Source organism: Streptomyces sp. NPDC058008 (genome assembly GCF_042886395.1).
GTDB lineage: Bacteria > Actinomycetota > Actinomycetes > Streptomycetales > Streptomycetaceae > Streptomyces.
This window is the reverse complement of record NZ_JBHVQX010000029.1, coordinates 34,557-59,921: the sequence shown is the minus strand read 5'-3', so window position 1 is coordinate 59,921 and position 25,365 is coordinate 34,557. Positions and strand designations below refer to the sequence as shown.

Below are 25,365 nucleotides of genomic sequence, written 5' to 3'. Positions count from 1 at the left end.
GCGCCGTCACAGCCGGCCCACGGCCGTGACCCGGACGACTGCCCGGCCCTCCTCGTCGGAGGCCGCGAGATCGACCTCCGCACGAATTCCCCAGTCGTGGTCCCCGGCCGGGTCGGCGAAGGCCTGCCACACCCGCCACAGCCCGTGCCCGGGGTCCTCGTCGATCTTCAGCAGCTTCGGGCCGCGCGCGTCCGGACCCGTGCCGAGCTCCTCGTGCTCGTCCCAGTAGCCGTCCATCGCCTCGCCCCACGCGTCCTCGTCCCAGCCCGCGTCGCCGTCCAGCTCACCCAGGTCACGGACGCGGTCCAGGGCGGCCAGCTCCACCCGGCGGAACATCGCGTTGCGCACCAGCACCCGGAAGGCGCGCGCGTTGGCCGTCACCGGCTTGACCTCGTCGGCCCGCTCCTGCGCCTGCTCGGCCGTCTCCACCTCGGGGTTGGCCAGCTGCTCCCACTCGTCCAGCAGACTGGAGTCCACCTGGCGCACCATCTCGCCCAGCCAGGCGATCAGGTCCTCCAGGTCGTCCGACTTCAGGTCGTCGGGGATGGTGTGTTCGAGGGCCTTGTAGGCGCTCGCCAGATAGCGCAGGACGATGCCCTCGGTGCGGGCCAGCTCGTAGTTCGAGGTGAACTCGGTGAAGGTCATGGCCCGCTCGAACATGTCCCGGATCACCGACTTCGGCGACACCGGGTGGTCACCGACCCACGGGTGGCTGGTGCGGTACACGTCGTACGCGTGCCACAGCAGCTCGCTCAGCGGCTTCGGGTACGTGACCTCCTGGAGCCGCTCCATCCGCTCCTCGTACTCGACACCGTCCGCCTTCATCTGCCCGACGGCCTCGCCCCGCGCCTTGTTCTGCTGGGCCGCCAGGATCTGCCGCGGGTCGTCGAGCGTCGACTCGACGACGGAGACCATGTCCAGGGCGTACGACGGCGATTCGGCGTCCAGCAGGTCGAACGCGGCCAGCGCGAACGTGGACAGCGGCTGGTTGAGCGCGAAGTCCTGCTGGAGGTCGACCGTCAGCCGCACGATCCGGCCCTCGGCGTCGGGCGTGTCGAGCTGCTCGACCACCCCGCCGTCGAGCAGCGAGCGGTAGATCGCGATGGCCCGGCGGATGTGCCTGAGCTGCGCCCGGCGCGGCTCGTGGTTGTCCTCCAGCAGATGGCGCATCGCCTCGAAGGCGTTGCCCGGGCGGGCGATGACCGACAGGAGCATCGTGTGTGTGACCCGGAAGCGGGAGGTCAGCGGCTCGGGATCGGACTGGATCAGCTTGTCGAAGGTGGTCTCCGACCAGGCGACGAACCCCTCGGGGGCCTTCTTGCGGACCACCTTGCGCTTCTTCTTCGGGTCGTCGCCCGCCTTCTTGACGGCCTTCTCGTTCTCGATGACGTGCTCGGGGGCCTGCGCCACGACGAAGCCCGCCGTGTCGAAGCCCGCGCGGCCGGCCCGCCCGGCGATCTGGTGGAACTCACGGGCGCGCAGCGTGCGCACACGGGTGCCGTCGTACTTGGTGAGCGCGGTGAACAGCACGGTGCGGATCGGCACGTTGACGCCGACACCCAGCGTGTCCGTCCCGCAGATCACCTTCAGCAGACCCGCCTGGGCGAGCTTCTCCACGAGCCGGCGGTACTTGGGCAGCATGCCCGCGTGGTGCACCCCGATCCCGTGGCGCACGTACCGGGAGAGGTTCTGGCCGAACTTGGTGGTGAAGCGGAAGCTGCCGATCAGATCGGCGATCTTCTCCTTCTCCTCCTTGGTGCACATGTTGATGCTCATCAGCGACTGCGCGCGCTCCACGGCGGCCGCCTGCGTGAAGTGCACGATGTAGACGGGCGACTGCCGGGTGTCCAGGAGCTCGGTGAGCGTCTCCGTGATCGGCGTCAGCCGGTACTCGTAGCTGAGCGGCACCGGGCGCGTCGCCGAGCGCACCACCGAGGTGGGCCGGCCGGTGCGCCGGGTCAGGTCCTCCTCGAACATCTTGACGTCACCGAGGGTCGCCGACATCAGGATGAACTGGGCCTGCGGAAGCTCCAGGATCGGGATCTGCCAGGCCCAGCCCCGGTCCGGTTCCGCGTAGAAGTGGAACTCGTCCATCACGACCTGGCCGATGTCGGCGTACTTCCCGTCCCGCAGCGCGATCGAGGCGAGGACCTCGGCGGTACAGGCGATGACCGGGGCGTCGGCGTTGACCGAGGCGTCACCGGTGAGCATCCCGACGTTCTCCGTGCCGAAGAGCTTGCACAGGTCGAAGAACTTCTCCGAGACCAGCGCCTTGATCGGCGCGGTGTAGAACGTGACCTTGTCCTGGGCCAGCGCGGTGAAGTGCGCACCCGCCGCCACCAGGCTCTTCCCGGAGCCCGTGGGCGTGGAAAGGATCACGTTCGCCCCGGAGACCACCTCGATGAGCGCCTCCTCCTGAGCCGGGTAGAGGGTGATCCCCTGCGATTCGGTCCATGACGAGAAGGCCTCGAAGAGGGCGTCCGGGTCGGCGGTCGGCGGGAGCTGATCGATAAGGGTCACGCCCCCATCTTGCCTGCCTCCCGCCCCGATGAGGGAACCGGAGGATCCGGCGAAGATCACGGACGATACGCTGCCCACTCAACTCGGCCGCCGCGTACAGGCGATGGCGGCCCGGCCGGCGCGCTCGGCCGAATCACGATGGGGGCGTATCAGCCATGATGGGACCGGCACACTCTCTGTCAGGGGCGGCGGCCTGGCTGGGGGTGGGCGCCGCGGCCTCGGCCGCGGGGCACACGATGCCCTGGCCCGTCCTGGTCGTCGGGGCCCTGATCACCGCCGGCGCGGCACTCGCCCCGGACCTCGACCACAAGTCGGCCACGATCTCGCGTGCCTTCGGTCCCGTCTCCAAGACACTCTGCGAAGTCGTCGACAAGCTCTCCTACGCCGTCTACAAGGCGACCAAGGGAACCGGGGACCCCCGCAGGACCGGCGGCCACCGCACCCTCACCCACACCTGGCTGTGGGCGGTACTGGTCGGGGCTGGCTGCTCCCTGGTGGCGATCACCGGAGGCCGCTGGGCGGTCCTGGGCATCCTCTTCGTCCACCTCGTGCTCGCCGTGGAAGGCCTGCTGTGGCGGGCCGCGCGGGTCTCCAGCGACGTCCTGGTCTGGCTGCTCGGCGCGACCAGCGCGTGGATCCTGGCGGGCGTGCTGGACCAGCCCGGCAACGGTTCCGACTGGCTGTTCACGGCACCCGGCCAGGAGTACATGTGGCTGGGACTGCCGATCATCCTCGGCGCCCTCGTCCACGACATCGGCGACGCGCTCACGGTCTCCGGCTGCCCGATCCTGTGGCCCATACCGCTCGGCCGTAAGCGCTGGTACCCGCTCGGCCCGCCGAAGTTCATGCGCTTCCGGGCCGGCAGCTGGGTCGAGGTCAAGGTGCTGATGCCCGTCTTCATGGTCCTCGGGGGCCTGGGCGCGGTGGGGGCCCTCAACGTCCTCTGACGGCCGGCAGCGGTTCCGGGGGCGGCGGGCCCGCGGCCGTAGGACCATGGCCGCATGCTCCTCGCCAGGCTCGCCCACGTGTCCCTGGAGGTCGCCGCGACGTCGGCCCGGACCCGGAAGACCGCCCTGCTCGCGGGGCTCTTCCGGGAGGCGGGGCCGGACGACGTCCCGGTCGTCATCCCGTACCTCGCCGGCCGCCTCCCGCAGGGGCGGCTCGGGATCGGGTGGAGCGCCCTGAGCGTCCCGGTGGCGCCCGCCGGTGAACCCGCGCTGACCGTGGCGGAGACCGACGCGGAACTGACGGCGATCGGAGCCCTGACCGGCCAGGGCTCGCAGGCCGCCCGCAAGGAGCGGCTGGTCCGGCTGCTCGGCGCCGCCACCGCCGACGAGCAGTACTTCCTGCGCGGACTGCTCACCGGCGAGGTGCGCCAGGGAGCCCTGGACGCCCTCGCCGTCGACGCCCTGGCGGACGCCGCCGGAGCCCCGCGCCCGGAGGTCCGGCGCGCCGTCATGCTCGCCGGCTCGCCGGTGCCCGTGGCCCGCGCGCTGCTCGCCGAGGGACCCGGGGCGCTGTCCTCCTTCCGGCTCACCGTCGGCCGGCCCGTCCAGCCCATGCTCGCCCACACCGCCCGCTCGGTCACCGAGGCGATCGACCGGCTGGGGCCCTGCGCCGTCGAGGAGAAGCTGGACGGCATCCGCGTCCAGGTCCACCGGGACGGGGACCGGGTGCGCGTCTGGACCCGCGCGCTCGACGACATCACCGACCGGCTCCCCGAGCTCGCGGCGGCGGTGGCCGGCTTCCCCGCCGGGCGGTTCATCCTCGACGGGGAGGTGATCGCGCTCGGGGCCGACGGCAGGCCCCGGCCGTTCCAGGAGACCGCCGGCCGGGTCGGATCCCGGCGTGACGTCGCGACCGCCGCGGAGGCCGTCCCCGTCGTCCCCGTCTTCTTCGACGTACTGTCCGTGGACGGGCGCGACCTCCTCGACCGCCCCTTCTCCGACCGGCACAGGGAGCTGGCCGCGCTCGTCCCCGAGGAGATGCGCGTACGGGGCGTCACCGTGGAGTACCCCGCGGACGCGGCGCGGCGCGCCGCCGCGGTGGCCTTCTCCGAGGAGACCCTGGCCCGCGGGCACGAGGGAGTGGTGGTCAAGGGCACGGCCGCGCCCTACAGCGCCGGCCGGCGCGGCGCCTCCTGGCTGAAGGTGAAGCCCGTGCACACCCTGGACCTCGTCGTCCTGGCCGCCGAGTGGGGGCACGGCAGGCGCACCGGGAAGCTCTCCAACCTGCACCTGGGGGCACGCCGGGAGGACGGCACGTACGCGATGCTGGGCAAGACCTTCAAGGGGCTCACGGACACCATGCTCCTGTGGCAGACCGAACGCCTGCGGGAACTGGCCACCGCCGACGACGGGCACGTGGTCACGGTGCGCCCGGAACTCGTGGTCGAGATCGCCTACGACGGGCTCCAGAACTCGACCCGCTATCCGGCGGGCGTCACCCTGAGGTTCGCCCGTGTCCTGCGCTACCGCGAGGACAAGCGCGCCGAGGAGGCGGACACGGTGGACACGGTCCTCGCCCGCCGGCTCTGACACCGGCACCGTCCGGCGGCCGCCTCGCGGGCGACGGACGCCTCGCGGGCGACGGCCGGACGGTCCGGGGCCGGGCGGCTCAGCCGCGGGCGTCCGATCCGGCGGTGTACGCGCGGGTCTCCTCCGGCGTGAGGTAGGCGTCGGTCCACTCGAAGTCGCGCAGGGTGGCCCGCTTGCGGGCCTGGAACCCCGTGCGCACGAAGTCGTCACCGGCGATGGCGTTCAGCAGCCAGTTGGTCATGACCCGGGTCTTGGCGACGTTCGTCCGCAGCGCCGCCCAGTGGTAGCCGCGCGCCGCGGCCTGCGCCGGCATGCCCCTCAGCTCGACGCCCAGCGGCTTGGAGACCGCGTCCCCGCCGCCGAGGTCCACGACCAGGCCGAGGTCCTTGTGGACGTAGGGCTGCAACGGGCGGCCGCGCAGGGAGGCGATGATGTTGTCCGCCAGCCTGCGGCCCTGACGCATGGCGTGCTGGGCGGTGGGCGGGCAGATCGCTCCGTCGCCCTTGGCCAGGTCCGGCACCGCCGCCGCGTCGCCCAGCGCGAACACCCCGTCCACGCCGGGCAGGCTCATCTCCGGCGTCACGGCCAGACGGCCGCGCACCGTCTCCGCGCCGAGGGTGGCGACGAGCGGACTCGCGGCGACCCCGGCCGTCCAGATCAGCGTGCGGCAGGGCAGCACCCGGCCGTCCGTGAAGGTCACCTTGTCCGGCCCCGCCTCGGCCACGGAGACACCGAGCGAGACCTCGATCCCGCGCTTGCGGAGGATCTCCAGGGCGCTGAGGCCCAGCTTGTCACCGAGCTCCGGCATGAGCTTCGGCGCGATGTCGATCAGATGCCACTTGATCAGCTTCGGGTCCAGCCGGGGGTAGTGCTTCACCGCGTTGCTGGTGAGCAGTTGCAGGGCCGCGGCCGTCTCCGTACCGGCGTACCCGCCGCCCACCACCACGAACTGCAACCGGGACGCCCGCTCCTCCTCGTCGTGGCTGGCGTCGGCCAGATCCAGCTGGGAGATCACGTGGTCCCGGATGTACGCGGCCTCGGCCAGGGTCTTCATGCCCCGGGCGTTGTCGACCAGCCCCGGGATGTCGAAGGTCCGCGTGACACTGCCGGCCGCCATCACGAGATGGTCGTACGGCTCGTTCACGATCTCGTCGGTGATCTTCCGGACGACGCAGACCTTCGCCTTCGTATCCACCCCGATGGCCCCACCGGGCACGATCCGGGTGCGATGACGCCGGCTGCGGCGCAGGGAGACGGCGACCGACTGCGGGGTGAGCACCCCGGAGGCGACCTGGGGGAGCAACGGCAGGTACAGCTGGTACGAGAACGGCGTGACGAGCGCGATGTCCGCCTCCCCGGGGGTGAGGCTGCGCTCCAGACGGCGCACGCACTCGACCCCCGCAAAGCCGGCGCCGACAACGAGAATCCTGGGTCGTGCCACGGTGTGCGTCCCTTCTCGGGCTTACGCGGTCATCGCTCGCCTGCCCCGTATCCGGAGCCAGTCACTCCCTCATCCTCACCGGAGGGGACGGAGTTCGCCTCTTGTGCACCCGGTCCCGGGTGCCGAGGGCGACGCCCGCCGGGACCGGGCGCACCCGGCCCGCCCGCGCACACCGGACACCGAGCCGCCCGCCGGGGGCGCGCGGGCGGGTACCCCCCGGCGCCGAGTGCGCCGCCCCCTGCGCCTTGAGCCGGACCCTCAGCCGTGCCAGGACCGCCACAGCGCCGCGTACGCGCCGTCCGCCGCCACCAGCTCGTCATGGCTGCCCAGTTCGCTGATCCGGCCGTCCTCCACCACCGCGATCACGTCCGCGTCGTGGGCCGTGTGCAGCCGGTGCGCGATCGCCACGACCGTACGGCCGTCCAGCACCCGCGCCAGCGAACGCTCCAGATGACGGGCCGCCCGCGGATCGAGCAGCGAGGTCGCCTCGTCCAGCACCAGCGTGTGCGGATCCGCCAGGACCAGGCGCGCCAGCGCGATCTGCTGCGCCTGCGCCGGGGTGAGCGACAGACCGCCCGAGCCGACCTCCGCGTCCAGCCCCCCGTCGAGCGCCCTCGCCCAGCCGTCCGCGTCCACCGCGGCCAGCGAGGCCCACAGCTCCGCGTCCCCGGCGTCCGTGCGGGCCAGCAGCAGGTTGTCCCGGAGCGAGCCCACGAACACGTGGTGCTCCTGGTTGACGAGAGCCACGTGCGTCCGCACCCGCTCCGCCGTCATCCGCGACAGCTCCGCGCCGCCCAGCGACACCGAACCCGCCCGGGGCGCGTAGATCCCCGCCAGCAGCCTGCCCAGCGTGGACTTGCCCGCACCGGACGGCCCGACCAGCGCCAGACGCGTCCCGGGGGCGACGTCCAGCGACACCCGGTGCAGGACGTCGACCCCCGCGCGGTAGCCGAAGCGCACCTCCTCGGCACGCACCTGCCTGCCGTCGGGACCGACGCGCTCGTCGCCCGCCTCGGGTTCGATCTCCCGCACGCCCACGAGCCTGGACAGGGACACCTGGGCGACCTGCAACTCGTCGTACCAGCGCAGGATCAGGCCGATCGGGTCCACCATCATCTGCGCCAGGAGCGCCCCCGTCGTCAGCTGGCCGACGGTGATCCAGTCCTCCATCACGAACCAGCCGCCGAGCAGCAGCACCGCCGCGAGGATCGTCACGTACGTGGCGTCGATGACCGGGAAGAGCACCGAGCGCAGGAACAGGGTGTACCGCTCCCACGCCGTCCACTCCTTGACCCGCCGGTCCGACAGCGCGACCCTGCGGGCCCCCAGCCGGTGGGACTCGACGGTCCGTCCGGCGTCCACGGTCTCCGCGAGGACGGCGGCGACCGCCGCGTACCCGGCGGTCTCCGAGCGGTACGCGGAGGGCGCCCGCCGGAAGTACCAGCGGCACCCGACGACCAGAACCGGGAGCGCGATCAGCACCGCCAGCGCCAGCGGCGGGGCGGTGACGGTCAGCGCGCCGAGCAGCAGGCCGGCCCAGACCACACCGATCGCCAGCTGCGGCACGGCCTCACGCATCGCGTTGGCCAGCCGGTCGATGTCGGTCGTGATCCGGGACAGCAGGTCCCCGGTGCCCGCCCGCTCCAGCACCCCGGGCGGCAGCCCGACCGACCGCACGAGGAAGTCCTCGCGCAGATCGGCGAGCATCTCCTCGCCCAGCACGGCCCCGCGCAGCCGCATCGTCCGCGTGAACACGGTCTGCACGACCAGCGCCAGTGCGAACACCGCGGCGGTGCGCTCCAGGTGCAGGTCGGTGACCCCGTTCGAGAGGTCCTCGACCAGCCCGCCCAGCAGATACGGGCCGGTGATCGACGCCATGACCGCGACGGCGTTGACCGTGACGAGCACCGCGAAGGGCCGTCGGTGACGCCGCAGCAGCGTCCGGACATACGTCCGTACGGTCGTCGGTGAACCGACCGGCAGGGTCGTCGCCGACTCCGGTGCGGCCGGGTCGTACTCCGGTGGTGCCAGGCCGATCATGCTCGCTCCTCGATTTCCTGTACCGCCCGCTCCGGCCGCGGCCCGTCGAGCGCGGTGGGTGCGTCCTGTGTGCCGGGCACCTCGGAACCGTCGTCCGTCTCCCGGGTCACGACCGCCCGGTACCGCGCGTCGTCCCGCAGCAGTTCGCGGTGCGTGCCGACGGCGACCACCGTGCCCCCGTGGAGGAACACGACACGGTCGGCGAGGTCCAGCAGCAGGGGGGACGAGGCGAACGCCACCGTCGTACGGCCCCGCCGCAGCCGCTCGATCCCGGCGGCGACCCTGGCCTCGGTGTGCGCGTCCACGGCGGACGTCGGTTCGTCGAGGACCAGCGCCTCCGGGTCGGTGACCAGCGAACGGGCCAGTGCGAGCCGCTGGCGCTGGCCGCCGGAGAGCGACCTGCCGCGCTCGGTGATCCGCGTGTCCATGGGATCGCCGTCCGCGTCGACGGACGCCTGGGCCAGCGCGTCGAGCACGTCACCGCACCGGGCGGCGGCCAGCGCGTCCCCGGCCGTCACACCGCCCGACGACGGGACGTCCAGCAGTTCCCGCAGCGTCCCCGAGAGCAGCACCGGGTCCTTGTCCTGCACCAGCACGGCGGCGCGTGCCGAGGCGAGCGGCAGATCGTCCAGCGGCACGCCGCCGAGCAGCACGGAGGGCAGCGGCCCGGACGCCTCACCGGGCTCGGCGTGACCGCCGAGGCGTTCCGCCAGCCGCCCCGCTTCGTCGGGGTCCCCGCAGACCACCGCGGTGAACAGGCCCCGCGGTGCCATCATCCCGGTCACCGGGTCGTACAGGTCGCCCTGTGGCGTCCCGGCGTCCGCGGTCGCCGGGCGCGTGGTGCGGCGCAGGGAAAGCACCCGCACGGCGCGCTGCGCGGACGGCCGCGAGAAGGAGTACGCCATGGCGATCTCCTCCACGTTGCGCAGCGGGAACAGCATCAGGGTCGCCGCGCTGTACACGGTGACCAGCTGGCCCACGTCGATCCGGCCGTCCCTGGCGAGCGTCGCGCCGTACCAGACCAGTGAGATGAGCAGAACTCCCGGCAGGAACACCTGGATCGCCGAGATGAGTGCCCACATCCGCGCGCTGCGCACGGCGGCCTCGCGGACCTCCTGGGACGCGCGCCGATAGCGCCCCAGGAACAGCTCCTCGCCACCGATGCCGCGGAGCACCCGCAGCCCGGCGACCGTGTCGGAGGCCAGTTCGGTGGCCCGGCCCGCCTTCTCTCGCTGCAGGTCCGCGCGGCGTGTGGCCCGGGGGAGCAACGGCAGCACGGCCAGCGCCAGGACGGGTGTGGCGACGGCGACGAGCACGCCCAGCGAGGGCAGGTAGAGGACCAGGCCCACGCAGATCAGGACGAGCGCGGTCGCGGCGGCCAGGAAGCGCGACAGCGCCTCGACGAACCAGCCGATCTTCTCCACGTCGCCGGTCGAGACGGCGACCACCTCACCGGCCGCCACCCTGCGGGTCAGCGCCGAGCCCAGCTCGGCCGTCCTGCGCGCCAGCAGCTGCTGCACCCGGGCCGCCGCGGTGATCCAGTTGGTGACCGCCGTGCGGTGGAGCATGGTGTCGCCGACGGAGATGAGGACGCCGAGCACGAGCAGGAGGGCGCCGGCCACCGCGAGGCCGCGGCCCGAACGGTCGATGACGGCCTGCACGGCCAGGCCGACGGCGAGCGGAAGACCCGCGAGCGCACCGTGGTGGAGCAGCCCCCAGGCAAGGGACTTGAGCTGGCCGGTGAGCTGACTGCGCCCGAGCCAGATCAGGAAACGGGGGCCCGACCGTACGTCGGGATCGCCGGGATCCGAGTACGGAAGATCGCGAATCTGCATGACGTCCCAAGGATCGGAAGCCGAGATCCGGGGGCGGATCTCGTGGAACAGGGGGGAGCAAACCGTGCAAGGTTCGCTTCCCGCCCCCGTCCGGGGCAACCGATTTATTCCGGTGCGTTTGCGGCTCCCGCGGGGCGGGCGCCCCGCCGCCGGCCGGGGCGGCGGGGCGCCTCCGCCTATCCGGCGGGCCGGACGGAGTCCATGCCGGAGCGGGCCTTCTTCCACTCGCCCCGGGTGAAGTCGGGGATGGGCTGCGGAGCACCCTTGGCCTTGATCGACAGGTGGCTCAGCGGTACGGGGGCCGTCCAGGTGGCGGCGTCGTACACGTCGAAGTCGGGGGCGAGCCCGAGCCGGACGCACTGCATCAGCCGGAAGACCATCATGTAGTCCATCCCGCCGTGGCCACCGGGCGGGTTCGCGTGTTCCTTCCACAGCCAGTGGTCCCAGTCGGCGTACGCCCCGAAGTCGGCCCACTCGTCGTTCGAGTGGTCCGGTTCGAGGTAGATCCGCTCGGGATAGTCCTCGAACACCCCCTTCGTGCCGCCGAGGCTGTTGATCCGTGAGTAGGGGTGCGGCGTCGACACGTCGTGCTCCAGGCGGATCACCCGGCCCTTGGCCGTCTGGACGAGGCTGATCGTCCGGTCGCTCTCGATGTAGGTCTCCTTCCAGCTCGGGTCGCCGGCCGACATGTGCTCCTTGCGGTAGGCGGCGAGGCCCAGCGAGGGGGAGCCGACGCTCGTGATGCTGACGGCGCGGTCACCTCGGTTGACGTCCATGTAGTTGGCGACGGGGCCGAAGCCGTGGTTGGGGTACAGGTCACCGCGCAGCCGGGTGTGCCACAGCCGGCGCCAGGGGCCTTCGTAGTAGTCGGGGTCGAACATCAGGCCGCGGAGGTCGTGGTTGTACGCGCCCGCTCCGTGCAGCAGGTCGCCGAAGAGGCCGGCGTGCGCCATCCGCAGCACGCGCATCTCGTTGCGCCCGTAACAGCAGTTCTCCAGCTGCATGCAGTGGCGACGGGTCCGCTCGGAGAGGTCGACGAGCTCCCAGAGCTGGTCCAGCCGCAGGGCGACCGGGCATTCGACACCGACGTGCTTGCCGTGCAGCATGGCCGTCTTCGCCATCTCGAAGTGGACGTCCCAGGGCGTCGCCACGTGGATGAAGTCGATGTCCCCGCGGGCGCAGAGATTCTCGTAGTCGTGCTCCCCCTTGGTGTAGACGGCGGGTGCGGGCTGCCCCGCCGCCGTCACCTTCGCCGCGGCCCGCTCGGCCTTGTCCTTCACCGGGTCGCAGACGGCGACGACCTGGACCCCTTCGACGGCGAGATAGAGGTCGATCATGCTGCCGCCGCGGTTGCCGAGGCCCACGATGCCGACCCGCACGGTCGAACGCCGGTCGAACCGGACCCCGGCCATGGTGGCGCCCTTGCGGGCCGGTACGTACAAGGGGTCGTCGGCCGGGGCGCGTTCGGCGGCCGCCGCCGGGCCGGAACCGAGCGCTCCGAGCCCCAGCCCGGCGCTCGCCGCTCCGACCGTCCCCGCTGTGGTGCGAAGGACGGTACGACGGCTCAAAGAGCCGTCTTCCGTGGTCCGCGGGTCGGTCCGGTCCTGGTCCTGTGGTGCGTCGTCATTCATCGGGCCTCCAGAGAGGGGGATCTGACGGTGCGCGTACGAGAGCCGGAGCCCGCGTGGACACGGGATCTCCGGCACTCCGTAAGGACCTTGGACGGTGGGGCTGTTCTTACGCAAGGGAAGGCAGTGAACTCCTGGGTTCAAACCATGGACTTCCGGCCGACCTGCGACGACTCCTGGCGCGGGTGCGGGGCGTACGGGTCGCGGTCGCCGCCCCGGGCTTCTCCCTGACTCGAATCGCCGTACGAGGTGAATCGTGCCGTCCGGGGCGCGGAGCCGGCCCTGACGCACCCGGCCGCCGTGCGGAGCGGCCGTCGTCAGAAATGTCCTGCCCACAGGCGCACGGTCCCGTCGCCGCCGCGGACGGCGACGAGGTGTCCGTCGGGGGAGAACGCCATGGACCGGGCACTGCCGGTACGCCCGGTGAGCGGTTCCCCCGACGGCGTGCCGTCCGCGACGTCCCGGAGCAGGACATCGTCACCGACGGTGCCGAGGAGCCTGCCGTGGGGGGAGAACACCACCGAGGAGACCGGTCCGGTGCAGCCGAAGGAGGTCCTCGCGCCGGGTGTCGCGGTGGCGCAGTCCCAGAGGCGCACGGTGCGGTCGTCGCTCGCGGTGGCCAGGAGGGTGCCGTCGGGGGAGAACGCCACGGACCGGACGCTGTCGGTGTGGCCGGTGAGGGGCTCCCCGAAGGGGGCGGCGGTGGCGCAGTCCCAGAGGCGCACGGTGCGGTCGTCGCTCGCGGTGGCCAGGAGGGTGCCGTCGGGGGAGAACGCCACGCACCGGACCCTGTCGGTGTGGCCGGTCAGCGGCCCGGCGAAGGGCTCGCCGCCGCGCACGTCCCACAGCCGGGGGGCGTGGCCGGCGGTGGCGAGGAGGCGACCCCTCGGTGAGAACGCCACGGACAGGACCGGGCCTTCACGGCTGGTGATCGGCCGGCCCACGGTGAGCCGAGTGGTGAGGTCCCACAGACGTACGGTCTCGTCGTGGCTCGCGGTCGTCAGGAGCCGCCCGTCGGGCGAGAAGGCCAGCGACGTGACCGCGTCGCCGTGGGCGCTGAGGGGCCGGCCCTCAGGGAGACGGGTGACCGGGTCCCACAGGATCACGGACCCCGCACGGGCCGCCGAGGCGAGGAGGCACCCGTTCGGTGAGAACGCCACCGGGACCTCGGGACCGGCATGGCCGGTGTCCAGGACGGGGAGCGGCACGCGGTGTCCCCGGCTCATGGCGTGGAGGATCGCCCGGAGCCCGGAGGTGTCCCCTGCGGCCGGCCGTGACGTGCGCGGCGTGGCACACGGACGGACGCGTACGGTCCTGTCGTGGCCGGCGCTGGCCAGGAGACTCCCGTCCGGAGAGAACGCCACGGACCAGACCTGGTCGGTGTGCCCGGTGAGGGGTTCACCTGTTGGGGCACCTGTGCCGGAGTTCCACAGCCGTACGGTCTTGTCGCGGCTGGCGGTGGCCAGCAGCCGGCCGTCGGCGGAGAACGCCACCGAGAAGACCGGGCCGGTGTGGCCGGTGAGAGGCTCGCCGAGCGGAGAGCCGGTGGCCGGGTCCCACAGCCGCGCCGTTCCGTCGGCGCCCGCTGTGGCCAGCAGCCGGCCGTCGGGGGAGAACGCCACCGACTCGACGTCGTCCGTGTGGCCGGTGAGCGGTTTTCCGAGCGGGGTGCCGCCGGCGGGGTCCCACAGCCGTACGGTCCTGTCGCGGCCGGCGGTGGCCAGCAGCCGGCCGTCGGGCGAGAACGCCACCGACCAGACCGGATCGTTGTGGCCCGTGAGAACGGTCCCAACGGGAGTGCGGGCCGTGATGCCCCACAGCCGCACGGTCTCATCGGCGCCCGCGGTGGCCAGTGTGCGACCGTCCGGGGAGAAGGCCACCGCCCAGACCTCGTCCGTGTGGCCGACGAGCGGGTCACCGACCGGAGCCCCGGTGACCGGGCTCCACAGGCGTACCGTGCGGTCTCCGCTCCCGGTGGCCACCAGACGCCCGTCGGGTGAGAACGCCACGGACGACACACCCTCGGTGTGGCCGGTGAGGGGCTCGCCCACCGGAGTGCCGGTGGCGGACTCCCACAGGCGGACCAAGGTGTCGGCGCTGGTCGTCGCGAGCAGCCGCCCGTCCGGGGAGAACGCCGCGGCGACGACCGGCCCCGTGTGGACGAGAGGCGCGTAGGCGAGGGCGTCCGGCAGGACGGGCCCGCCTACGGTCGAGGGCCGGCTCCCCTCGCGGCCGGGTCCGCCCGCGGGCTCCCGGCCGGGGGGACGATCAGCGGGCCGGGCCGGCGCCGCCCCGTGCGAGGCCGGCCCCGGCTCCGGCAGGGAACGGCCCTGCCGACGGGCGGGCCGCGCAGCCGCCGTGGCGACCCACCGGGCACGCCACGGTTCCAGGACGGGTGACCTCCGGCCGGGCGCCGGGCACTCCTGACCGTACTCGTCCCAGGACATCAGCGTGCGTACGAGCAGCATCAGCCTGTCCACGCCCACGTACCTGCCGCCGAGAGCGGCGCTCTGCGTCGCGATCGGCAACGCCGCCTTCTCCTGGGCGAACAGCTTCCGCGCCCGGGCCTCGACCGCGCGCAGCGACGGATTGCCCCTCTCCGCCCTCAGCCGGCTCAGGTGAACGGCCTGGTTCCGCAGCGCCTCACCGTAGGCGCCCGCGATATCGGTGTTCGTGTCCTGCTCGGCCATGAACGCGTCCCCCGGGTCGTGCGAAGTCGTCAGCAGCCTAGAAGCGTCAGGGCCGATCAGCACCGCACTCGGCGGAACAGGCTCGTAACGGAGGTCTGCGCGCGAGGTGTTCGGCGGTGTTCCGTCCGTGGGCAGGCGGGTCACCCGCGCGATCGGCGTTCGACGGAACTGTTCGATCTGCGCAGTTCGCGGTCTTGGAGGGCGCCATCGTCAGGGCATGGACACCGAACCGCACGTACAGCCGCCCACCCCGTCAGCAACCGGCGGGACCGCCCAGGGACAGGAGACCTTCGTATCCCTGCACACCGCCGTCGTCCTGCTGGCCGCCGTCCTCATCGGTCTCGTCGTCGGCGGCCTCACCGTACTCAGCCGGGCCCCGGTCGCAGCGGCCGTCATCGCGGGCGTGAGCAGTGCCGGCGGCAGCATCCCCGTGCTGCGCACGCTCATCCGATGACCGGACCACCAGCAGGTTCCGACCGGATCCCGCTCCCGCTCCCGGTCTCGTCCGGACGTGGGCCGACACCACGTCAGATCGTCGGCCGGGTCGCCCGTTCGAGTGCGATGAGCGCGGAGTGGTAGCGGTGGCCGGTCGCCCGGTCCATCCCGATCTCGCAGGTGCGGTTCGCCGACAGGTAGGCGTCGTACTCACGGGTGCCGACCTCGGCGGCCTCCCCTGCGGTCGCCGAGTCGGTGAGCTCCTTGTGCAGCATGCCCCGGTCGCCCGCGAATCCGCAGCAGCCCGCGTCGTCCGGCAGGACGACCTCCTCGGCGCACGCCTCGCCCAGTGCGCGCAGGTGCGGGACGTCGCCCAGATGCTCCATCGAGCAGGTGGGATGCAGGACCGCGGACCCGGTCCTGCGGAACACCGTCAGGTGGGGGAGCAGTTCGTCGGCGGCCCAGACGAGCGAGTCGACGACGGTCAGCTCCTCGTGCAGCGCCCGGTTGTCCTCCGTGAGATAGGGGACCACCTCGTGTGCCAGGCCCAGCGTGCAGGACGACGCGTCCACGACCAGGGGCAGCGCGCCGCCGCCGGTCCAGCCCCAGGCGGCCTCCACGATGCGGTTGGCCATCAGCGCGTTCGCCGCGTCGTACCCCTTGGAGTGCCAGATCGTCGCGCAGCAGGTCCCGGCGATGTTCTCCGGGATCCACACGGGCTTCGCGGCGCGCGCCGACAACGAGACGACGGACTGGGCGAGTGACAGCGACCCCGCGTCGTCGGGACCGGCGAAGATACGGTTCACACACGCCGGGTAGTAGACCGCGTGCGCACCCGCCCGGGAGGTGGGCGGCAGGGCGCGTGGGGCGGCCCCGGGCATCTCCGGCAGCCACTGCGGCACCAGATCGGGGTCCACGGCCTTGCGGGCGAGCCGGGTCGCGGCGTCGAGCAGCCGGTCGCCCGCGACCCGGGTGACCAGGCCGGCCGCGCCCAGGGCGACCCGCGCCGAGGCCTCGACGGCCTTGAAGTGCCGCGCGGTCAGCACGGCGGCCTTCTCCTCACGCGGGGAGTGCCGGCGGTGGCGGAACCCTTTCATCATCGCGCCGGTGTCGATGCCGACCGGACACGCGAGCCTGCACGTGGAATCGCCCGCGCAGGTGTCCACGGCGTCGTAGCCGTAGGCGTCCAGCAGGGCCTCCTGCACCGGGGAGCCGTCCGGCTGCCGCATCATCTCCCGGCGCAGCACGATCCGTTGACGCGGTGTGGTGGTGAGGTCCTCGCTGGGGCAGGTCGGCTCGCAGAACCCGCATTCGATGCAGGGGTCGGCGACGGTCTCGACCGTGGGGATGGTCTTGAGGCCGCGCAGGTGCCCCGCCGGATCCCGGTCCAGGACGATCCGGGGGGCCAGGACGCCGGCGGGGTCGATGGCCCGCTTCGTGCGCCACATGAGCGCGGTGGCGGTGGGGCCCCATTCCCGCTCCAGGAAGGGCGCGATGTTGCGGCCGGTGGCGTGCTCCGCCTTCAGGGAGCCGTCGAACCGGTCGACGACGAGCGTGCAGAACTCCTCCATGAAGGCGGCGTACCGGTCGACGTCCGACTGCTTCGCGGCGTCGAAGGCGAGCAGGAAGTGCAGATTCCCGTGCGCCGCGTGACCGGCGACCGCGGCGTCGAACCCGTGGCCGGCCTGGAGGGCGAGCAGCGCCTCGCACGCCTCCGAGAGGCGCGACGGCGGGACGGCGAAATCCTCGGTGATCAGCGTCGTGCCCGAGGGACGTGAGCCGCCGACGGCGGTGACGAACGCCTTGCGCGCCTTCCAGTACCCGGACACCGTGGCCGCGTCCCGGGTGAACCGGTTGGTGACCGAGGCCGCCGGAGCCACCAGGTCGAGGTCGGCGAGGGCCGAGGACGCGGCCTGCTCGAAGGCGGTCAGCCCGTCCTCGTCCGGGGCGCGGAACTCCACCAGGAGCGCCGTCGTCCCCCTCGGGAGCCCCGCCCAGTCGGAAGGGACGCCCTCGACCCTGACGGAGGCGCGCAGGGTGTTGCCGTCCATCAGCTCCACGGCCGTCGCCCCCGCCTCGTTGAACCGCGGCACCGCCGCCGCTGCCGCCGGGAGCGAGGGGAAGAACAACAGGGCGCAGGAGACCTGACGGTCGAGCGGCAGCGTGTCGAGGACGACCTCGGAGATGAAGCCGAAGGTGCCTTCGGAGCCGACCATCAGGCCCCGCAGGATCTCCACCGGTGTCGAACCGTCGAGGAACGCGTCGAGACGGTAGCCGTTGGTGTTCTTGATCTCGTACTTGGCGCGGATGCGGGCGGTGAGCCGTTCGTCGGCCTCGATCTCGGCCTTGACGGCCAGCAGTTCGTCACACAGGCGCGGTTCCGCGTGACGCAGCAGCTCGTCGGCGTCCGCCTCGCCCGTGTCGACCACCGTGCCGCTCGGCAGGACGAAGGTCAGCGAGGCGACCGTACGGTACGCGTTCCGGGTGGTCCCCGCGGTCATCCCCGAGGCGTTGTTGGCCACGACCCCGCCGACGGTGCACGCGATGGCGCTGGCGGGGTCGGGACCCAGGACCCGCCCGTGCCGGGCGAGGGTGACGTTGGCCCGCATGATCGTGGTCCCCGGCCGGATCCTGGCCCGGGCACCGTCGTCGAGGACCTCGATCCCCGTCCAGTGCCGACGTACGTCGACCAGGATGTCCTCGCCCTGCGCCTGGCCGTTGAGGCTGGTGCCGGCGGCCCGGAAGACGACCTCGCGGCCGTTGCCGTGGGCGTAGGAGAGGATCGCGGAGATGTCGTCGAGGTCCTCGGGGACCAGCACGACCTGCGGCAGGAAGCGGTAGGGGCTCGCGTCGGAGGCGTACTTCACCAGGTCGGAGACGCGCCACAGCACCTTCTCCGGGCCGAGCAGGGCCGTCAGGCCGGCCCGCAGCCCCGCCGGGGTCCCGGACGCCTTCCAGCCGGGCACCCGATCGGGGGACGGGGCGCGTCCCGGACCTGGTCGCAGGGCTTCCGGCTTCGGCTCCAGCAGCGGCATGTCAGGGTCCCCTCGACGGCGCGGTGCGGCGGCCGCACCGCCTGCCTCAGCAGCGGCGACGCTCCGGCATCCCGTTGACCAGAGCGGTGAGCAGACCGCCGAGCACCTCACGCTGCTCGGGGGTCAGTGGAGCCAGGATCTCCTCCGCGGCGGCCTTCCGCGCGTCGCGCATCGAACGGAGCACGGCCCGGCCCTCCTCCGTGATCTCGATACGGATCACCCGGCGATTGTCCGGATCCGGCGCGCGGCGCACCCGGCCGGCCGCCTCCAGCCCGTCGACCAGGGTGGTCACCGCCCTGGGGACGACGTCCAGGCGCTCGGCGAGATCGGCCATCCTGGGCGGGCCGTCGTAGTGCGCGGTCGTGCGCAGCAGGCGGAACTGGGCCGGGGTGATGCCTATCGGCTCCAGCTGCCGGCTCTGGATGCGCTGGAGGCGGCGTGTGAGCCGCAGCAGCTGCTCGGCGAGCATGCCGTCGGAGTCGGGGGATTCCATGGGGGAACAATATCAGGACGTAGTGCATTGTGAACAGAGGTAACAATGAGCTAGGCTCTCAAAAGTCCGCTCGTCCGCCGGCCCACGGAGGTCCTCCGCCGGCCGCCCGGATCCGAGCGCCCCCTCGCACGCTCTCCGAAGGAGCCCATGAAACCCGACGAACCCGCCTGGACGCCTCCAGCCGAAGATGCCGGGCAGCCGCCCGCCGAGCTTCGCCGGATCTTCCGGCTCTTCCGCCCCTACCGCGGCAGACTCGCCCTCGTGGGGCTGCTGGTCGGCGCCTCCTCGCTGGTGTCGGTCGCCTCCCCGTTCCTGCTCCGCGAAGTCCTGGACACCGCGATCCCCCAGGGCCGCACGGGCCTGCTCACGCTGCTCGCGCTGGGCATGATCCTCACCGCCGTGATGAACAGCGTCTTCGGCGTCCTGCAGACCCTGATCTCCACCACCGTCGGCCAGCGCGTCATGCACGACCTGCGCACCGCCGTCTACACCCAGCTGCAGCGGATGCCGCTCGCCTTCTTCACCCGGACGCGCACCGGCGAGGTCCAGTCACGCATAGCCAACGACATCGGCGGCATGCAGGCGACGGTCACCTCCACCGCCACCTCCCTGGTCTCGAACCTGACCTCGGTCGTCGCCACCGTGGTCGCCATGCTCGCGCTGGACTGGCGGCTCACCGTCGTCTCGCTGCTCCTGCTGCCCGTCTTCGTCTGGATCAGCCGTCGCGTCGGCCGGGAGCGCAAGAAGATCACCACGCAGCGCCAGAAGCAGATGGCCGCGATGGCCGCCACGGTCACCGAGTCGCTGTCGGTCAGCGGCATCCTGCTCGGCCGCACGATGGGCCGCTCGGACTCCCTCACCAGGTCCTTCTCCGAGGAGTCGGAGCGCCTGGTCGACCTCGAGGTGCGCTCCAACATGGCGGGCCGCTGGCGGATGTCGACCATCGGGATCGTGATGGCGGCCATGCCCGCCGTCATCTACTGGGCCGCAGGCCTCACCCTCCAGTCGGGTGCGACGCCGGTCTCCATCGGCACCCTGGTCGCCTTCGTCTCGCTCCAGCAGGGCCTGTTCCGGCCCGCCGTGAGCCTGCTCGCCACCGGTGTGCAGATGCAGACGTCTCTGGCCCTGTTCGCGCGCATCTTCGAGTACCTCGATCTCGATGTGGACATCACCGAGCCCGAGAAGCCCGTCCGGCTGGAGAGGATCCGCGGCGAGATCGCCTTCGAGGACGTCACCTTCAGCTACGACGAGAAGTCCGGCCCGACCCTGAGCGGCATCGACGTGACCGTGCCCGCCGGGAACAGCCTGGCCGTCGTCGGCCCCACCGGATCGGGCAAGTCCACGCTCAGCTACCTCGTACCCCGGCTGTACGACGTGACCGGAGGCCGGGTCACGCTCGACGGGGTCGATGTGCGCGACCTGGACTTCGACACCCTCGCCCGGGCCGTCGGCGTGGTCTCCCAGGAGACGTACCTCTTCCACGCCTCGGTCGCGGAGAACCTCCGCTTCGCCAAACCCGACGCCACCGACGAGGAGATCGAGGCGGCCGCCCGCACCGCGCAGATCCACGACCACATCGCCGGGCTGCCCGACGGCTACGACACCCTGGTCGGCGAACGCGGATACCGGTTCTCGGGCGGCGAGAAGCAGCGCCTGGCCATCGCCCGCACGATTCTCCGGGACCCGCCCGTGCTGATCCTCGACGAGGCGACCAGCGCCCTCGACACCCGTACGGAACACGCGGTGCAGCAGGCCATCGACGCCCTGTCGAAGGGCCGCACCACGCTCACGATCGCGCACCGGCTCTCCACCGTCCGGGACGCCGACCAGATCGTCGTCCTGGACGACGGCCGTGCGGCGGAGCGCGGCACCCATGAGGAACTGCTCGCACAGGACGGACGCTATGCCGCCCTGATCCGCCGGGACGGCCACCTGGCCCCGGTCGCCACCTGAGAGGCGGCCGGGCTTGCCACGAGCGCCAGGCAGCGGGGCGGACGTGGGGGAGGGTGCGGGGCAGACGCGGGGACAGGCACGGTGCATACGCTGCGGACGCGGCGGTCCCGCCGACGCACACCTCGACCGCCTTCCGCGTCACCTTGACCGGGTGCACCTCGGCCGGTCGATTCCCACCGCCATCGTCGAGACGGCCCCCTGACGGCCGACTCCCTGCGCTTCGCCGACGCGCCCTCGCGCGGGCACGGGGGAGGGACACACGGGTCCGAGGGGCGGACCGCTGCCCCGAACACAGCGGCGCCGCCGCTCCTGTGGGGCGGACAGGGCAGGGCAGGGCCGACGTGCAGGACGGAACGGTCGGACGACAGCCGGACGAGCCAACTCACGGCGCGGATGACACGGGCAAGCGGGCTGGTCAGGAAGCTTGTTGGTCACTCGGTCTGGGCGCGGTGCGGCTGCGTGGTGTGGTTGCGCGGTGTGGCTGTGGGACGTGCCTGGTCGTGGTCCGTGGTCCGTGGTCCGCGGTCCGTCGCGTCCGGGTGGTTGAACAACCGCCCCTGGACTGCCGCCCTCCCGGGCGGACATCCGCTCCCAGCCATATCGGCCCCGTTCAGACCGTCACCGTCACGCTGTCACCGTCACGCTGTCGCTGTCGCTGTCGCTGTCGCTGTCGCTGTCGCTGTCGCTGTCGCTGCCCAGCAACCGGGTGACCGACCGGACCGCTGCCCGGCCGGCCCGGTTCGCTCCGATCGTGCTGGCGGACGGGCCGTACCCGACGAGATGGACACGAGCGTCCCGCACGGCCCGAGTGTCCTCGACGCGGATGCCGCCGCCCGGCTCGCGGAGTGCGAGTGGTGCGAGGTGATCGACGGCTGCACGGAATCCGGTGGCCCAGAGGATCACGTCGGCCTCGACCGCGCGACCGTCCGGCCAGACCACGCCCTCCGGAGTGATCCGTTCGAAGATGGGGAGCCGGTCGAGGACTCCCCGCTCGCGTGCGCGCCGGACGGCGTCGTTCAGCGGAAGCCCGGTGACGCTCACCACGCTCTGCGGCGGAAGCCCGCGGCGTACGCGTTCCTCCACCATGGCGACGGCGGCGCGCCCCTGGTCCTCGTCGAACGGCCCTTCGCGGAAGACCGGGGGGCGCCGCGTCACCCAGTACGTCGCCTCCGCCACCTCGGCGATCTCCATCAGATGCTGCGTGCCCGAAGCGCCGCCGCCGACCACGACCACCCGCAGGCCGGTGAACTCCGCAGGACCTGGATAGTCCGCGGTGTGCAACTGTCGTCCCCGAAACGTCTCCTGGCCCGGATACCGCGGCCAGAACGGCCGGTCCCAGGTGCCGGTGGCGTTGATCAGCGCGCGCGTGGCGTACGTACCCTCGGAGCTCTCGACGAGCAGTCGGCCCCCTTGCCCCTCGCGTACGGTGCTCACCTCGACAGGGCGGTGCACCCGCAGGCCGAAGCGGCGCTCGTAGGCGTCGAAATAGGCGGCGATCACCTCGGACGAGGGTCTGCTGTCATCGGCCCCCGTGAGCTCCATGCCGGGCAGGGAGTGCATGCCGTGCACCTTGCCGTACGTCAGCGAGGGCCAGCGGAACTGCCAGGCGCCGCCGGGCCGGGGCGCGTGGTCGAGCACGACGAACGCCTTCTCCGGTTCGAGTCCGGCGCGCCGCAGGTGATAGGCGGCGGACAGCCCCGCCTGCCCGGCGCCGACGACGACCACGTCCAGCTCACGCACCCCGAAGTTGTTCACCTTTCTACCAACCCGGTGTGTGCCCCGGATCTTCCCGGCGCGGGATCCGACCCGGCGACGAGAGAATGGGGCCATGCCTGACACCTTCGCCACACACGTACTGAGCGTCACCACGGGACGCACGGAAACAGTCATGGACCTGACCGAGGAGTGCGCCCAGTTCCTCACCCGCACCGCTCACGGCGGGGACGGCCTGCTCAACGTCTTCGTACCGCACGCGACAGCCGGAATCGCGATCCTGGAAACCGGGGCCGGCAGCGACGACGACCTCCTGACCGCCCTCCAGACCCTGCTCCCCGCCGACACCCGCTGGCGCCACCGCCACGGAAGCCCCGGCCACGGCCGCGACCACGTACTGCCGGCGCTCGTGCCACCGCACGCCACACTGCCGGTGATCGGGGGGAGGCTGGAGCTGGGGACGTGGCAGTCGGTGTGCCTGGTGGACACGAACGTCGACAATGCGGACCGTCAGGTGCGGCTGAGCTTCCTGGGGTGAGCTTGCTGGCTTGAGCAGGATCGTCCTGGGTGTGGCCGCCCAATCTCCGTACCTTGCGTGTTCGAAACGGAGATGTCTTGCGCGGTACGGACCTGAACATGATGGAACGCCCCTACGGCTGATGCGGGAAGTGCCTGCTCGGCGTGCGACGTCTGTCGCGGATGAAGCTCGCGACATCGTCGCCGGAGCGGCAACGGGAGGACGCGCTGACCACTGCCGCGTCTGTCGGGGGCCACATCATCGGCTGGGCCGATGACTGGGAGGTGTCGGGCGCCACCGACCCGATGACCCGGCCGAAACTGGGCCCGTGGCTTCGCGATGAGGGGGGTCCTTACGACGGGCTGGTGGCTGCAGCCGTGGATCGGCTCGGCCGCAACGTCGTGGACTGCCTCAAGCAGGCGGTCGGAGATGCTGCCGGTGCCGCAGTCCAGGTCGAGGACGCGCGGCGCGGTGCCTGCCACGGCCTCGACCGTGTCGATCATGACCGGAACCGCTCCTCCCGGTCGGGCATGTACCACTCCTGCTGGCGGTCCCAGCTGGTCTGCCAGTCGGCGAGGGGTGTTGCTGTCATGGGTACGGCTGCCCCTTTCCTGGTGTTTCGCGCGGAGTGTGTCTGAGGGTTCGGGCCCACTGGTGGTGCCGGTGCGCATTGTGGGCAGAGCTGGGATGGACGCGTACGACCACCCCCATCGGCGGCCGGGAGGAGCCGGGCGCCGGTCCCGCCCACCACATACGCCACAATGGACGCACAAGGCGACGGGGACCAGGAAGCCGGTGCGATTCCGGCGCGGTCCCGCCACTGTGACCGGGGAGCGATCCTTCTGCACGCCACTGTCCGCGAGCGCGGCCGGGAAGGCGGAGGCGAGCGACGATCCGGGAGCCAGGAGACTGACCCGTCGCCGGTCTGACGTCAGGGGCGAGGACACCCCGGAGAGGATCGACTGTGACGACGCATGCCCGGACGGAGCCGGGACGGCACCCGGAGCCCGGTCGCAGAGGGGTGCTCGCCGCCGGTGGTGCGCTGGCGCTCGCCGGGACCGGCCTGCTCAGTGGCTGTGGCGGCGATACGAAGGACGGCGGCAGAGGGGACGGGTTCCGCGCCGCGTTCACGTCGGGCGGCTCGCAGGAGACCCTCGATCCGCACGTCGCCCCGAACTTCGTCGACCAGGCCCGTGCCAAGGCCCTGTACGACACCCTCGGCACGTACGCCGACGACATGTCCGTCCGTAAGAGGCTCGCGGAGTCCTGGGAGAGTGACGCCTCCGGAACACGCTGGAGCGTACGGCTGCGAAAGGCCCGGTTCCATGACGGGAAGCCGGTCACCGCCAAGGACGTCCTCTACAGCTACCGCCGCGCCGCCGACCCCGAGGTCGGCTCGCCATCGCAGGTCCTGTTGTCCGCCATCGACTTCACCGCGAGCAAGGTGGACGGCGTGCGGTCCGTCGTCTTCGTCCTCAAGGCACCCAACTTCGAGTTCCCCACCGTGTTCGCGGGCCCCGGCACGGAGATCATCCCGGACGGGACGACGGACTTCCGCAAACCCATAGGCTCCGGTCCCTTCACCTACGTGTCCTTCACGCCGGGCGGCACCGCCCGCTACAAGCGCTGGGCCGACCACTGGGACGGCGCTCCGCACATAGCCGAGCTCGAGATCGTCCCCGCGAACGAGGAATCGGCACGCCTCAACGCCCTGCTGTCCGGCCAGGTGCACTACGCGGCCGACATGGCCGGCGCCTCCGTTGAGCGGCTGAAGAAGGACGGCTCGACGCGCCTGCTCACCGCCAAGCGGGCCACCGCCCAGCAGCTACTCCTGCGCACCGGTCGGAAGCCGTTCGACGATCCGCGGCTGATACGCGCCGTGCAACTCGGCATCGACCGGCAGGCGCTGGTGCGCATCGCCCTGGCCGGACACGGCGAAGCCGGCAACGACCTCTTCGGCATGGGGCTGCGCGGCTACCCCGACGACCTCACGCCCCGCGAACGGGATGTCGACGCGGCGCGCAAGCTGGTGAAGGAGGCCGACGCGGACGGACTGCGCATCACCGTGGAGACCAGTTCGGTCGACGCGGCATGGGAACCCGCGGCGGACCTGATGGCGCGGCAGCTGCGGGAGATCGGGCTGAAGCTGACCGCCAACACCCGCGCCTCCAGCACGTACTTCAGCGAGATCAAGACCAAGGGCGTCGCCGCGTTCAACACCACCTCCACCCTGCCCGTATCCGACTTCCTCCAGCAGCGGGTCCGCGGGGGAGCGGCCCGGAACCAGACCCAGTACGCCTCGAAGAAGTTCGACGCGCTCCTCGACCGCGCGCGCACCACCCGGGACGAGCAGGAGCGGCTGAGTCTGCTCGCCCGCGCCCAGAAGATCGCCCGTGACGAGTCCGGACTGCTGGTGTGGGCCTTCTCTGACGCCAACGACGCCATCAGCCGCTCGGTCGGCGGGCTGCGCGCGGCGCCGCCGAACTCGCACGGCTGGGCCCGCTTCGACCGGGTCCGCCTCGCCTGAC

At 72.1% G+C, this 25,365-nt stretch carries 15 protein-coding genes, 2 pseudogenes and 1 riboswitch; of the genes and pseudogenes, 7 read left to right on the top strand and 10 right to left on the bottom strand.

The window, feature by feature from the left end:
• Positions 1–6: 6 nt before the first annotated feature.
• Complete coding sequence (locus tag ACFVS9_RS26115) at positions 7–2,520, bottom strand: DEAD/DEAH box helicase (protein ID WP_389935964.1); 2,514 nt, start codon at positions 2,518–2,520, stop codon at positions 7–9.
• 155 nt (positions 2,521–2,675) lie between these two features.
• Here ACFVS9_RS26115 and ACFVS9_RS26110 point away from each other — a divergent pair, with 155 nt between their 5' ends.
• Both ACFVS9_RS26110 and ACFVS9_RS26105 read left to right on the top strand, forming a co-directional pair.
• Positions 2,676–3,467 (top strand): metal-dependent hydrolase, encoded by a 792-nt coding sequence (locus ACFVS9_RS26110; RefSeq protein WP_383116180.1) that lies wholly within the window; start codon positions 2,676–2,678, stop codon positions 3,465–3,467.
• Positions 3,468–3,521: 54 nt separating this feature from the next.
• Positions 3,522–5,057, top strand: coding sequence for an ATP-dependent DNA ligase (locus tag ACFVS9_RS26105; protein WP_383116181.1), 1,536 nt, complete (start codon positions 3,522–3,524; stop codon positions 5,055–5,057).
• Between the two features lie 79 nt (positions 5,058–5,136).
• Here the strand turns inward: ACFVS9_RS26105 and ACFVS9_RS26100 are convergent, their stop codons facing one another.
• The 5 genes from ACFVS9_RS26100 to ACFVS9_RS26080 form a co-directional block, all read right to left on the bottom strand.
• The gene (locus tag ACFVS9_RS26100; protein WP_383116182.1) at positions 5,137–6,498 is read right to left on the bottom strand and encodes an NAD(P)/FAD-dependent oxidoreductase; all 1,362 of its coding nucleotides are present in this window, start codon (positions 6,496–6,498) and stop codon (positions 5,137–5,139) included.
• 258 nt (positions 6,499–6,756) lie between these two features.
• Positions 6,757–8,538 (bottom strand): ABC transporter ATP-binding protein, encoded by a 1,782-nt coding sequence (locus tag ACFVS9_RS26095; RefSeq protein ID WP_389935960.1) that lies wholly within the window; start codon positions 8,536–8,538, stop codon positions 6,757–6,759.
• Positions 8,535–10,373, bottom strand: a complete 1,839-nt coding sequence (locus ACFVS9_RS26090; protein WP_389935957.1) for an ABC transporter transmembrane domain-containing protein — start codon at positions 10,371–10,373, stop codon at positions 8,535–8,537. Before ACFVS9_RS26090 ends, ACFVS9_RS26095 begins: the two co-directional genes overlap by 4 nt.
• A 176-nt stretch (positions 10,374–10,549) precedes the next feature.
• A complete protein-coding gene (locus tag ACFVS9_RS26085; RefSeq protein WP_389935954.1) occupies positions 10,550–12,004 on the bottom strand; it encodes a Gfo/Idh/MocA family protein in 1,455 nt (484 codons plus the stop codon).
• Between the two features lie 314 nt (positions 12,005–12,318).
• Positions 12,319–14,691 (bottom strand): WD40 repeat domain-containing protein, encoded by a 2,373-nt coding sequence (locus tag ACFVS9_RS26080; RefSeq protein WP_389935951.1) that lies wholly within the window; start codon positions 14,689–14,691, stop codon positions 12,319–12,321.
• A gap of 217 nt (positions 14,692–14,908) precedes the next feature.
• On the opposite strand from ACFVS9_RS26080, the gene ACFVS9_RS26075 reads away from it, so the two are divergent.
• Positions 14,909–15,145, top strand: coding sequence for a hypothetical protein (locus tag ACFVS9_RS26075; RefSeq protein ID WP_383116187.1), 237 nt, complete (start codon positions 14,909–14,911; stop codon positions 15,143–15,145).
• Between the two features lie 73 nt (positions 15,146–15,218).
• Here the strand turns inward: ACFVS9_RS26075 and ACFVS9_RS26070 are convergent, their stop codons facing one another.
• Together ACFVS9_RS26070 and ACFVS9_RS26065 are read right to left on the bottom strand one after the other, a co-directional pair.
• Complete coding sequence (locus ACFVS9_RS26070) at positions 15,219–18,161, bottom strand: FAD-binding and (Fe-S)-binding domain-containing protein (protein WP_389935948.1); 2,943 nt, start codon at positions 18,159–18,161, stop codon at positions 15,219–15,221.
• A gap of 46 nt (positions 18,162–18,207) precedes the next feature.
• On the bottom strand, positions 18,208–18,654 hold the full coding sequence (locus ACFVS9_RS26065; protein ID WP_389935945.1) for a MarR family winged helix-turn-helix transcriptional regulator: 447 nt from the start codon (positions 18,652–18,654) through the stop codon (positions 18,208–18,210).
• A 147-nt stretch (positions 18,655–18,801) separates the two neighbouring features.
• Between ACFVS9_RS26065 and ACFVS9_RS26060 the strand changes: the two genes are divergently transcribed.
• Positions 18,802–20,607, top strand: coding sequence for an ABC transporter ATP-binding protein (locus tag ACFVS9_RS26060; RefSeq protein WP_383116190.1), 1,806 nt, complete (start codon positions 18,802–18,804; stop codon positions 20,605–20,607).
• A 624-nt stretch (positions 20,608–21,231) separates the two neighbouring features.
• Here ACFVS9_RS26060 and ACFVS9_RS26055 read toward each other — a convergent pair.
• Positions 21,232–22,362 carry an NAD(P)-binding domain-containing protein gene (locus ACFVS9_RS26055; RefSeq protein ID WP_389935942.1) on the bottom strand — a complete coding sequence of 377 codons (1,131 nt, stop codon included), beginning with the start codon at positions 22,360–22,362 and terminating at the stop codon, positions 21,232–21,234.
• 73 nt (positions 22,363–22,435) lie between these two features.
• Between ACFVS9_RS26055 and ACFVS9_RS26050 the strand changes: the two genes are divergently transcribed.
• Together ACFVS9_RS26050 and ACFVS9_RS26045 are read left to right on the top strand one after the other, a co-directional pair.
• Complete coding sequence (locus ACFVS9_RS26050) at positions 22,436–22,858, top strand: secondary thiamine-phosphate synthase enzyme YjbQ (protein ID WP_383116192.1); 423 nt, start codon at positions 22,436–22,438, stop codon at positions 22,856–22,858.
• A 161-nt stretch (positions 22,859–23,019) separates the two neighbouring features.
• Positions 23,020–23,193, top strand: a pseudogene (locus tag ACFVS9_RS26045) (recombinase family protein); the annotation flags it as partial.
• A gap of 54 nt (positions 23,194–23,247) precedes the next feature.
• Here ACFVS9_RS26045 and ACFVS9_RS26040 read toward each other — a convergent pair.
• A pseudogene (locus tag ACFVS9_RS26040) lies at positions 23,248–23,429 on the bottom strand (SAM-dependent methyltransferase); the annotation flags it as partial.
• A gap of 191 nt (positions 23,430–23,620) precedes the next feature.
• Positions 23,621–23,749, top strand: a riboswitch (cobalamin riboswitch).
• Positions 23,750–23,801: 52 nt separating this feature from the next.
• On the opposite strand from ACFVS9_RS26040, the gene ACFVS9_RS26035 reads away from it, so the two are divergent.
• Positions 23,802–25,364 (top strand): ABC transporter substrate-binding protein, encoded by a 1,563-nt coding sequence (locus ACFVS9_RS26035; protein ID WP_389935939.1) that lies wholly within the window; start codon positions 23,802–23,804, stop codon positions 25,362–25,364.
• The last annotated feature ends 1 nt before the right edge of the window (position 25,365 follow it).

What these genes read in the sequence shown, in the direction of transcription:
- ACFVS9_RS26110 (WP_383116180.1), top strand. Translation starts at nt 2,676, where the DNA reads ATGATGGGACCGGCACACTCTCTGTCAGGGGCGGCGGCCTGGCTGGGG.
- ACFVS9_RS26105 (WP_383116181.1), top strand. Translation starts at nt 3,522, where the DNA reads ATGCTCCTCGCCAGGCTCGCCCACGTGTCCCTGGAGGTCGCCGCGACG.
- ACFVS9_RS26095 (WP_389935960.1), bottom strand. Translation starts at nt 8,538, where the DNA reads ATGATCGGCCTGGCACCACCGGAGTACGACCCGGCCGCACCGGAGTCG.
- ACFVS9_RS26090 (WP_389935957.1), bottom strand. Translation starts at nt 10,373, where the DNA reads ATGCAGATTCGCGATCTTCCGTACTCGGATCCCGGCGATCCCGACGTA.
- ACFVS9_RS26085 (WP_389935954.1), bottom strand. Translation starts at nt 12,004, where the DNA reads ATGAATGACGACGCACCACAGGACCAGGACCGGACCGACCCGCGGACC.
- ACFVS9_RS26080 (WP_389935951.1), bottom strand. Translation starts at nt 14,691, where the DNA reads ATGGCCGAGCAGGACACGAACACCGATATCGCGGGCGCCTACGGTGAG.
- ACFVS9_RS26075 (WP_383116187.1), top strand. Translation starts at nt 14,909, where the DNA reads ATGGACACCGAACCGCACGTACAGCCGCCCACCCCGTCAGCAACCGGC.
- ACFVS9_RS26070 (WP_389935948.1), bottom strand. Translation starts at nt 18,161, where the DNA reads ATGCCGCTGCTGGAGCCGAAGCCGGAAGCCCTGCGACCAGGTCCGGGA.
- ACFVS9_RS26065 (WP_389935945.1), bottom strand. Translation starts at nt 18,654, where the DNA reads ATGGAATCCCCCGACTCCGACGGCATGCTCGCCGAGCAGCTGCTGCGG.
- ACFVS9_RS26060 (WP_383116190.1), top strand. Translation starts at nt 18,802, where the DNA reads ATGAAACCCGACGAACCCGCCTGGACGCCTCCAGCCGAAGATGCCGGG.
- ACFVS9_RS26050 (WP_383116192.1), top strand. Translation starts at nt 22,436, where the DNA reads ATGCCTGACACCTTCGCCACACACGTACTGAGCGTCACCACGGGACGC.